Source organism: Allobosea sp. P1_A7, assembly GCF_056406775.1.
Genome location: NZ_JBFTZN010000238.1, coordinates 1 through 9310 on the forward strand (window position 1 = coordinate 1; position 9310 = coordinate 9310).

A 9310-nucleotide genomic window follows, 5' to 3' on the forward strand; every position below is an offset into this window, starting at 1 on the left:
GCGATGCAGTGCTGATGGGAGGTCGTCCGCAAGAAGCGCGCGACATGGCCAGGGCGCGCCACAAGGCGGGAATACCGGGCTTGAAAGCCTTCCGAAAACGCCAGTGAGCAGGCGTATCGAGAATGAATGGTGCCCCTGGCCGGGATCGAACCAGCACTCCTTGCGGAACTCGATTTTGAGTCGAGCGCGTCTACCAATTCCGCCACAGGGGCCCAAGCACGAGGCCGCCGGTCCTTCGACCGCGGTACATGCCCTCAACGGGCCGGCGGACTATAGCGATGGCGCGCGCGCGGTCAACGGATCGTGAGCAGGCATTGTGCAGAGCTGTGAATGATGGACAGCCTGACGCTATCGGGGCTAGACAGCCTCGATAGCGAAGCCAGCCCGGTGGGTAGGCAACGCTCGCCGGAAGATGGTCTTTGCTCGCTCAGGCGCGCGGAACGGCTATCGCCCGCTCCTGAGGACTGAACAGCCGCATGTCGGCCCTCATCGGGCGGCGCGCACCGGTGCATGAGCATGTTTCGACGCCTCTATGAATGGACCATGGCGCTCGCCGCCAGCCCGCGCGCACCCTATGCGTTGGGTGCCGTCTCCTTCGCGGAAAGTTCCTTCTTCCCGATTCCGCCCGACGTGATGCTGGTGCCGATGGCGCTCGCCAGGCCCCAGAAAGCCTGGTTCTATGCCGGGATCTGCACGGTTACCTCGGYGCTCGGGGGACTGCTCGGTTACGCGATCGGTGCGTTGCTCTATGATTCGCTCGGTCAGTGGATCATCAAGCTCTACGGCCATGGCGAGGGGGTCGAGGCCTTTCGGGCGGCCTATGCGCAGTATGGTGCCTGGATCATCCTGCTGAAGGGCCTGACGCCGATTCCCTACAAGCTGGTGACGATCACATCGGGCTTTGCCGGATACGATCTGCTCTGGTTTGTCGTGCTCTCGATCATCACGCGCGGGGCACGGTTCTATCTTCTGGCCGGGTTGCTCAATCGGTTCGGCGGCCCGATCCGGCGCATTCTCGACGAGCATTTCACCACGGCGATGATCGTCCTGGTCGTTGGGATCGTGGGCGGCTTCATCGCCTTCAAACATCTGTTCCCGGCGGTATGATGCAATGCCCGGCAGCGATTCCCGGCTCGACATGCTGATGCGCCCGATGCGGTTGATCCTGCTCCTCGGTCTCGGTTCGACGGCCCTGATCGCCGGAGCATGGTGGTCGCAACTCGTCTGGCATCTCGTGCCCTGCAAGCTCTGCCTCGAGCAGCGCATTCCGCATTACGCCGCCATGGCGCTTGCCGTCGCGGCGCTGGTGGTCGCTCGTTCGCGTGCCTTGCAAATGGCGGTGCTCGCGGGCTTCGCCGTGCTGATGCTCTGGAGCGCCGGGCTCGGCGCCTATCATTCCGGTGTGGAATGGGGCTGGTTCCTCGGGCCGAATGATTGCGGCGGCGGTGCCCCGGCGGCTGCCGCAGGCGTCCAGGATTTCATGAAGCAGCTTCAGACCACGCGTGTGGTGTCCTGCGGCGAAGCAGCGTGGCGGTTTCTCGGATTGTCCCTGGCGGGTTGGAATGTTCTGGCTTCGCTGGGGCTCGCTGCCCTGGCCCTGCAGGGCCTGATCAAGGCCTCGAAACAAGTCGGATAATCCGCACCGAGCATCTCAGGGTTCGAGTTCGGAATCCCAGTAGAGATAGTCGAGCCAGCTTTCGTGCAGATAGTTCGGCGGGAAGAGCTTGCCGTTGCGGTGCAGGTCGTTGACCGTCGGCGCGAAGGGCCTTTGCAGCGGCAACATGCCGACGACGGTCGGCATCTTGTCGCCCTTGCGCAGATTGCAGGGCGAGCAGGCCGCGACCACATTGTCCCAGGTCGTCAGGCCGCCCTTCGAGCGCGGCACGACATGGTCGAAGGTGAGTTCGTCGCGCGTGCCGCAGTACTGGCAGGAGAAGCGGTCGCGCAGGAAGACGTTGAAGCGGGTGAAGGCGGGGGTGCGGGACGGCTTGATATAGGTCTTCAGCGAGACGACTGACGGGAGCTTCATGTTGAAGCTCGGGCTGTGCACGATCGTGTCGTATTCCGAGACGATGTTCACCCGGTCCATGAAGACTGCCTTGATGGCGTCCTGCCAGCTCCAGAGCGAGAGAGGGTAGTAGCTCAGCGGCCGAAAATCGGCATTGAGCACCAGAGCCGGACAGCCATCCGGAGAGGCCATCGGATGCATCACATGCGCMGTCAAACCCGTCGCACCTCCGCTGATCGAAGCAGGACGAATCCTGCTCACAGCTCAATGTACGCGCGAGACGACAGGAATGTGAAGATGCCGCAGTGCGAAGTTGATGTGCGTCATAGTGGCCGGCCTTGAGCCGGCCGACGCCATCCATCCCGAATTCTGGGGCGATACCCGGCTTTATGCCCGGGTCGGGATGCCGGTCAGCGGGTAGGGACCGGCTTTTCCCCGCGATAATCGTAGAAACCGCGCTTGGTCTTGCGGCCGAGCCAGCCGGCTTCGACATATTTTACCAGCAGCGGGCAGGGGCGATATTTCGAATCCGCCAGGCCATCATGGAGCACCTGCATCACGGAGAGGCAGGTATCGAGGCCGATAAAGTCGGCAAGCTGGAGCGGACCCATCGGATGATTGGCGCCGAGCTTCATGGCGGTGTCGATCGCCTCGACCGAGCCGACGCCCTCATAGAGCGTATAGACCGCCTCGTTGATCATCGGCAGCAGGATGCGGTTGACGATGAAGGCCRGGAAATCCTCCGAGACCGTCACCGTCTTGTGCAGCTTGCTGATGAAGCTGCGGGCCGCCTCGAAGGTGTGGTCGTCGGTGGCGATGCCGCGAATCAGCTCGACGAGCTGCATCAGCGGCACGGGGTTCATGAAATGGATACCGATGAAGCGCTCCGGCCGGTCGGTCGCCGCGGCAAGCCGGGTGATCGAGATCGACGAGGTGTTGGACGCAAGCATCGTCTCCGGCTTGATATGCGGGCAGACGGCGGTGAAGATCTTGCGCTTGACCTCCTCGCTTTCGGTCGCGGCCTCGATGATCAGGTCGCAGTCGCCAAGCCCTTCCAGGGTCGGCGTCGCGACGATCTTGGCCATGGCTTCGCGCCGTAGCGAGTCATCCATGGCGCCCTTGCTGACCTGACGCGCCATATTGCCGTCGATCGTCGCCAGAGCGGCCTTGATGCGGTCCTCGGCGAGGTCGTGCAGCCGGATGTCGAAGCCAGCGACGGCCGCGACATGGGCAATGCCGTTGCCCATCTGCCCCGCGCCAATGATGCCGATCGTCTTGATCGCCTCGTCCGACATGTCCTGATCCATCTTTCGTCTGATCGCCTTCATCGTGAAAGCGACGCGGGCCGCCCAGAGCAAGCGGCCCGGATATCACATTCGTGCCGCTGGCGTCAGCGGCCGATCGGTCAGCGCCCAATCTTGGCGAGTTCGGCCGCAAGCTCGGGCATGATGGTGAAGAGGTCACCGACGAGGCCGTAATCGGCGATCTGGAAGATCGGGGCTTCCTCGTCCTTGTTGATGGCGACGATGACCTTCGAATCCTTCATGCCGGCGAGATGCTGGATCGCGCCCGAGATGCCGACGGCGATATAGAGGTCCGGCGCCACGACCTTGCCGGTCTGGCCGACCTGCCAGTCATTCGGGGCATAGCCGGCGTCCACCGCGGCGCGCGAGGCACCCATGGCGGCTCCGAGCTTGTCGGCGACGGGCTCGATCACCTTGCCGAAATTTTCGGCCGAGGCGAGCGCGCGGCCGCCCGAGATGATGATCTTGGCCGACGCGAGCTCCGGACGATCGGACTTGGCGACTTCCTCGCCCTTGAAGCTCGAGGTGCCGGCGTGCTCGGCAGCGGCAACCGCTTCTATCGGCGCGGTCGCGTTGCCGTCGCCGGTCGCGGCGAAGGACGCGCCGCGCACGGTGAGCACCTTCTTGGCCTCGCCGCTCTGCACGGTCTGGATCGCGTTGCCGGCATAGATCGGACGTTCGAAGGTGTCAGGCGAGACGACCTTGGTGATTTCCGAGATCTGCATCACATCGAGCAGGGCGGCGACGCGGGGCATCACATTCTTGCCGGTCGTGGTGCCCGGCGCGACGATCGCGTCGTAGGGGCCGGCCAGCGAGACGATGAGGGCAGACAGCGGTTCGGCAAGCCGGTGCTCGTAGGCAGCATCGTCGGCCAGCAGCACTTTCTCGACGCCGTCGAGCTTGGCTGCGGCCTCGGCAACCGCCTTGCAGCCCGTACCGGCGACCAGGATATGCACAGGCGCGCCGAGCGCCTTGGCGGCGGTCAGGGCCTTGCGGGTGGCCTCGTTGAGGCTCTTGTTGTCGTGCTTGGCGAGAAGCAGCGTCGTCATGATTCAGATAACTCCTGCTTCATTCTTCAGCTTGGAAACCAGCTCGGCGACCGAGCCGACCTTGACGCCGGCCGATCGGCTTGGCGGTTCGGTGGTCTTCAGGACCTTGAGGCGCGGCGCGATGTCGACGCCGAGCGCTTCGGCGGTGGTCTCATCAAGCGGCTTCTTCTTGGCCTTCATGATGTTGGGCAGGGAGGCGTAGCGCGGCTCGTTCAGTCGCAGATCGGTGGTCACGATCGCCGGCAGCTTGAGCCCCACGGTCTGCAGGCCGCCATCGACCTCGCGGGTGACATCGACCGAGCCATCGCCGATCACCACCTTGGAGGCGAAGGTGCCCTGCGGCCAGCCGAGCAGGGCGGCCAGCATCTGGCCGGTCTGGTTGCAGTCGTCGTCGATCGCCTGCTTGCCGAGAATGACGAGCTGAGGGCTCTCCTGCTCGACGATCTTCTTCAGGAGCTTGGCGACGGCGAGCGGCTCGACCGTGCCCTCGGCCTTCACCAGGATGCCGCGATCGGCACCCATGGCGAGACCCGTGCGGATGGTTTCCGCGGCCTGCGCCGGGCCGATCGAGACGACGATGACCTCGGTCGCCTTGCCGGCCTCCTTCAGCCGCAACGCTTCCTCGACGGCGATCTCATCGAACGGATTCATCGACATCTTGACATTGGCAAGCTCGACGCCCGAGCCGTCCGCCTTCACGCGGATCTTCACATTGTAGTCGACAACCCGCTTGACGGGCACAAGGATCTTCATCGTCGCTTCACCGTTCGGGAGAGATACGATCGAGGCCGCGCCGCGCGACGCGGCAGGATGACGGCATCGTGGCTCTCGGCTGGAATGCCGGGGGACCGTAGCGATGGCTGTTTAGGCTTGTCAACGCCGCCAAAGTCGCGGGCGTCACCCTCTTGCAGCGCGCCCGAACAGCCCAACGCCGCGATGGATGAAGATCGGGGTCAGCGCCGCGCCGGTCGCAAGCCCGCCCAGATGCGCCCACCAGCCGACATTGCCCTGCGGGTCGACGAAGGCTGACATGAACTGGAAGAGGATCCAGGCGCCGAGCGCGTACATCGCCGGGACGTGCAGCGGGATCCATTTGAAGGCGAGGCCCCAGATCCGGACCTGCGGATAGAGCATCAGATAGGAGGCGATGACGCCCGAGATCGCGCCCGATGCGCCGATCAGCGGCTGCTCCGACTCAGGATTCATGATGGCATGCGCCAGCGACCCGGCCAGGCCGCAAAGAAAGAAGAAGGCCAGAAAGCGGAAATGGCCCATCGCGTCCTCGACATTGTCGCCGAAGACCCAGAGGAACAGCATGTTGCCGACGAGATGGGCGAAGCTCGCATGCAGCAGCACATTGCTGAACAGCGTCAGCCAGGCCGGAGCCTGCATGATCTCGATGGGCAGTTGCGCGGTGCCGAAGAAGACGGAAGGGATCAGGCCGAAGCCGGCCATGACGGCGATCTCGCCCGGCGGTTCGTGCAGGATCCAGATCGCGAGATGGATGCCGATGCAGGCACTGATCAGGGCATAGGTCACATAGGGCGCGCGCATGAAGCGCAGCGGAACGCCGTCATGCAGCGGTACGAACATATCCGGCCCTAGCGGTTCTGCCCGGGAACCCAGAGCACATCGCCCCCGGCCCTGGCATTGAGGAAACGTGAGGCAACGAAGAGGAAGTCCGAAAGCCGGTTGATGTATTTCAGCGCCGGCGCGGAGACGCGCTCCCCCTCGGTCTGGGCGAGCTCGACCATCAGGCGTTCGGCCCTCCGGCTGACCGTGCGGGCGAGGTGGAGATGGGCGGCTGCCGGTGTTCCGCCGGGCAGGACGAAGGAGCGCAACGGGGCGAGCGCCGCGTTCAGCTGATCGATTTCCGCTTCGAGGCGGTCGACCTGGGCCTGGACGATGCGCAGCGGCTCATAGGCGAGCGTCTCGCCGGTGTCGGGCGTCGAGAGATCGGCTCCGAGGTCGAAAAGATCGTTGGCGATCCGTCCGAGCATGGCATCGACCTCGCCATCCTCGGTTGCGGCATGCAGCCGTGCCAGTCCGACGCAGGCATTGGTCTCGTCGACGGTGCCATAGGCTGCGACGCGCAAGTCGTATTTCGGCCGGCGTKGGCCGGTTGCGAGCCCGGTCGTGCCGTTATCCCCGGTGCGCGTATAGATGCGATTCAGCTTGACCATGACGCGTTATAGCGCGTCGCGTCCGCAACGAAAGGCTTGGAGCGCCACAGCCCGCGCCCTGCCGAGATGCTTTCGATCATCGGACCGAAACTCGTATCCGGTCACCAACCTTCTGTGTCCGCGTCGGCAGTCCCGAAAGCCGCAATCCGCTCTTCGGGTCGATGCTCCAGCGAAGGGTCAGAAGGTGTAGCCGAGCTTGGCGCCGAAATTGGCCGGGCCGCGTGGCTTGTCCTTGTCGGAGCAGCCGGTGGTGCCGAATTGCTCGAGCGTCGCGATCAGGCTCCAGCGATCACTGAGGCGAACGCCGAGCGCCGCAGCACCGCGCGTGCCGGTATCGCAGCCGACGACGAGTCGGTTCTCCGGGACGACCGCACCGGTCTTGCCGTCATTGACGGCGGCGCCGAAGCTGGCTTCGACGAAGACATTCTTCGAGAGATCGACGGTCCAGGTCGCGCCCGCATAGGCATAGCGCGTGCCATTGAAATTGATGCTGGAGCCAAGATGGAAGCGCGGCACGAAGGCCGAGGCGATGCGGTCATTAAGCGGGATGACGCGCGGCGTCACCACCTCGCCATTGAAGTTCAGCAGTCCGCTTTCGCGGCCGCCCGGATTCGCGGGAGCGATGCCGAGGCGCGCTTCCCAGGACGGAACGGGGGTTTCGGTTGCGGGGGCGTAGCTGGAAACTCCGGGAGGCAAGGCCTGCGACTGCGACAGGGCAGGCGAGGCAGCCAGGAAGCCGGCAAGGATCAGCAACGCGACGCGCGGCATGGGCTACAGGTTCTTTTTATCGTTTGAACGGACGTTAGTGAAACGCATAGACTCGTGTCCAGAATGCGGCAAGCGCGGTTGAGACCCCTGGCGGGTTTTCCAGAATATCTGATTTATCAACAGCTTACGCATCGTCAGTCAGAGATGTCGCGCCCGCTGAAAAGTGAGGCGGGCTCAGCCTCCGCGCCACCAGAGCACGCCGATGATCACTAGGATCGCGACGAATTGCAGCACCACGCGCAGTCGCATCAGGTTCTGCGATGTGTTGGCGCTGCCGCCGCGCAGCATGTTGGCGAGACCCAGCAGCAGCACCAGGGCGACGGCGCCGACTGCGATGGGGACGAGCGATCCGGAAATGGTCATGCGCGAGATTTAGAGTGCCGCCGCGCGCTTGACCAGTGGAAGCGCCACTGAGACCGGCGGCAACATGCCGCTGCGGCCGGCGGCGCCCTCAGCGATAACGCCTCTGCACGATCAGGTGGGCCGCCACGGTCAGCAGGAGCGTCGCCGTCATCAGGATGAAGGAAATCGCACCGCCGAAGGGCCAGTTGTTCTGTTGCGCGAACTGGCCATAGACGAGCGGCCCCATCGTCTGGAACTTCGGGCCTCCGAGCAGAACTGGGGTCGCATAGGCATTCATCGCCAGGATGAAGGTCAGGATCGTGCCAGCGAGAATCCCCGGGAGTGCCAGGGGCCAGAGGACGCGGCGGAACATTGCGACKGGGCCAGCGCCCAGGCTGAACGCTGCCTCCTCGACATTGCGGTTGATACCTTCGATGACGCTCTGCAGGGTCAGCACCATGAAGGGCAGGTTGACCGCGACGATGCCGATGATCACGGCCGTCTCGGTGAACATGATCTCGATCGGCTGATTGATCAGGCCGAGCCCCATCAGGGAGGCGTTGAGCGCGCCTTTGTTGCCAAAAGCGGTCATCCAGCCGGCGGCACGAACCGCGTTGCCGACGAACAGGGGGAGCACGACGGCCATGATCAGCAGGTTCTTGAACCGGCTTTCGGTGCGCGCCAGCACATAGGCCAGGGGGAAGCCCATGATCAGGCAAGCGATGGTGCAGATTACCGCGACGCGCACGGTGCGCATGAGCACGTTGAGATAATAGGTGTCGGTGAAGAACTTGACGTAGTTCTCGATGGTCAGTCCGTCGACCATGAACTGGCCCGGAATGAACTGGTTCAGCGAATAGCGGAACAGGATCGCGACCGGGCCGATCAGCCCGATCGCGACGAAGATGGTCGCCGSCACGACGAGCGCCCCGGCAAGTCCGGTGCGGCCGCCCGCAACAGCTTCGGGGGCAGTCGTGCTCATGGCCGCATCACGCCTTGAAGACCTTGTCCCACCACTCCTTCATCGCCGAATCGTTCTTGGCGAGGAAGCCGTAGTCGAGATCCTTGAGGCGCTTTTCCTCTTCGGGCGTGAAGCCGATGCGCTTCTGCAGGGCGGCCGCGACATTGAGACCGGTCACAGTGCCGTTATAGCCCATATCGACCGCGAAGGCCTCCTGAGGCGCCTTCTCGAGCATGGCGTTCATATAGGCGTAGGCATTCTCCTTGTTCGGAGCATTCTTCGGGATGACGAAACCGGAGACATAGGCCGGGATGCCTTCAACCGGGGAAACCGCCTCGCAGGGAATGCCGGCATCCTGCCACTGGACGACGCGCGCTTTCCAGATCGCGCTGATGCCAACCTCCTCGTTCTTCATCGCCTGGGCGAAGGCCTCGTTCGTCGGGTAGACGCGCGCGCCCGTCTTCTTGACGGCGAGCAGAACCTCCTTCGCCTTGTCGAGGTCGTTCATGCTGGCGCCGTTCGTTGCGGCCATCGAGGCGGCGACCATGATCGACTGATACTGAATGTCGATGAAGCCGATCTTGTTGCCCCATTTCGGGTCGAGCCAATCCTTGAAACCGGTCGGCGCGGGGCTGATCAGCTTGGGATTGTAGATGACGACGTTGCCGGAATAGATGTGCCCGATGCCATAGGGG

The 9310-nt window shown here is 63.8% G+C and carries 12 protein-coding genes and 1 tRNA gene; 2 read left to right on the forward strand and 11 right to left on the reverse strand.

Going from position 1 to position 9310, the window contains the following annotated elements:
• Positions 1 to 127 precede the first annotated feature (127 nt).
• A tRNA-Leu gene (locus AC1D34_RS28960) sits at positions 128 to 212 on the reverse strand.
• A 304-nt stretch (positions 213 to 516) separates the two neighbouring features.
• Between AC1D34_RS28960 and AC1D34_RS28965 the strand changes: the two genes are divergently transcribed.
• Positions 517 to 1107: a YqaA family protein gene (locus tag AC1D34_RS28965; RefSeq protein WP_476826070.1), complete on the forward strand. Its 591-nt coding sequence runs from the start codon at positions 517 to 519 to the stop codon at positions 1105 to 1107.
• Positions 1108 to 1111: 4 nt separating this feature from the next.
• Positions 1112 to 1636, forward strand: a complete 525-nt coding sequence (locus tag AC1D34_RS28970; RefSeq protein ID WP_476826071.1) for a disulfide bond formation protein B — start codon at positions 1112 to 1114, stop codon at positions 1634 to 1636.
• Between the two features lie 15 nt (positions 1637 to 1651).
• Here AC1D34_RS28970 and AC1D34_RS28975 read toward each other — a convergent pair whose 3' ends face one another.
• From AC1D34_RS28975 to AC1D34_RS29020, 10 genes are all read right to left on the reverse strand, one after another.
• Positions 1652 to 2209, reverse strand: coding sequence for an HNH endonuclease (locus tag AC1D34_RS28975; protein WP_069882394.1), 558 nt, complete (start codon positions 2207 to 2209; stop codon positions 1652 to 1654).
• A gap of 209 nt (positions 2210 to 2418) precedes the next feature.
• Entirely contained in the window at positions 2419 to 3303 is an 885-nt protein-coding gene (locus tag AC1D34_RS28980; RefSeq protein WP_476826072.1) for a 3-hydroxybutyryl-CoA dehydrogenase, read from the reverse strand.
• Positions 3304 to 3413: 110 nt separating this feature from the next.
• Positions 3414 to 4361, reverse strand: a complete 948-nt coding sequence (locus tag AC1D34_RS28985; RefSeq protein WP_476826073.1) for an electron transfer flavoprotein subunit alpha/FixB family protein — start codon at positions 4359 to 4361, stop codon at positions 3414 to 3416.
• A 3-nt stretch (positions 4362 to 4364) separates the two neighbouring features.
• On the reverse strand, positions 4365 to 5114 hold the full coding sequence (locus AC1D34_RS28990) for an electron transfer flavoprotein subunit beta/FixA family protein (protein WP_476826074.1): 750 nt from the start codon (positions 5112 to 5114) through the stop codon (positions 4365 to 4367).
• Between the two features lie 144 nt (positions 5115 to 5258).
• Positions 5259 to 5954 carry a rhomboid family intramembrane serine protease gene (locus tag AC1D34_RS28995; RefSeq protein ID WP_441493188.1) on the reverse strand — a complete coding sequence of 232 codons (696 nt, stop codon included), beginning with the start codon at positions 5952 to 5954 and terminating at the stop codon, positions 5259 to 5261.
• Between the two features lie 8 nt (positions 5955 to 5962).
• On the reverse strand, positions 5963 to 6544 hold the full coding sequence (locus tag AC1D34_RS29000; protein WP_476826075.1) for a cob(I)yrinic acid a,c-diamide adenosyltransferase: 582 nt from the start codon (positions 6542 to 6544) through the stop codon (positions 5963 to 5965).
• A 177-nt stretch (positions 6545 to 6721) separates the two neighbouring features.
• Positions 6722 to 7312 carry an acyloxyacyl hydrolase gene (locus tag AC1D34_RS29005; RefSeq protein ID WP_441493190.1) on the reverse strand — a complete coding sequence of 197 codons (591 nt, stop codon included), beginning with the start codon at positions 7310 to 7312 and terminating at the stop codon, positions 6722 to 6724.
• A gap of 174 nt (positions 7313 to 7486) precedes the next feature.
• Positions 7487 to 7675, reverse strand: a complete 189-nt coding sequence (locus AC1D34_RS29010; RefSeq protein ID WP_043233987.1) for a twin transmembrane helix small protein — start codon at positions 7673 to 7675, stop codon at positions 7487 to 7489.
• A gap of 88 nt (positions 7676 to 7763) precedes the next feature.
• Positions 7764 to 8636, reverse strand: coding sequence for an ABC transporter permease (locus AC1D34_RS29015; RefSeq protein ID WP_476826076.1), 873 nt, complete (start codon positions 8634 to 8636; stop codon positions 7764 to 7766).
• A 7-nt stretch (positions 8637 to 8643) separates the two neighbouring features.
• Positions 8644 to 9310, reverse strand: a 667-nt coding sequence (locus AC1D34_RS29020) for an ABC transporter substrate-binding protein (protein WP_476826077.1), incomplete at its 5' end; no start/stop codon positions are given.

What these genes read in the sequence shown, in the direction of transcription:
- AC1D34_RS29010 (WP_043233987.1), bottom strand. Translation starts at nt 7,675, where the DNA reads ATGACCATTTCCGGATCGCTCGTCCCCATCGCAGTCGGCGCCGTCGCC.
- AC1D34_RS28970 (WP_476826071.1), top strand. Translation starts at nt 1,112, where the DNA reads ATGCCCGGCAGCGATTCCCGGCTCGACATGCTGATGCGCCCGATGCGG.
- AC1D34_RS28990 (WP_476826074.1), bottom strand. Translation starts at nt 5,114, where the DNA reads ATGAAGATCCTTGTGCCCGTCAAGCGGGTTGTCGACTACAATGTGAAG.
- AC1D34_RS28985 (WP_476826073.1), bottom strand. Translation starts at nt 4,361, where the DNA reads ATGACGACGCTGCTTCTCGCCAAGCACGACAACAAGAGCCTCAACGAG.
- AC1D34_RS28995 (WP_441493188.1), bottom strand. Translation starts at nt 5,954, where the DNA reads ATGTTCGTACCGCTGCATGACGGCGTTCCGCTGCGCTTCATGCGCGCG.
- AC1D34_RS29005 (WP_441493190.1), bottom strand. Translation starts at nt 7,312, where the DNA reads ATGCCGCGCGTCGCGTTGCTGATCCTTGCCGGCTTCCTGGCTGCCTCG.
- AC1D34_RS28975 (WP_069882394.1), bottom strand. Translation starts at nt 2,209, where the DNA reads ATGCATCCGATGGCCTCTCCGGATGGCTGTCCGGCTCTGGTGCTCAAT.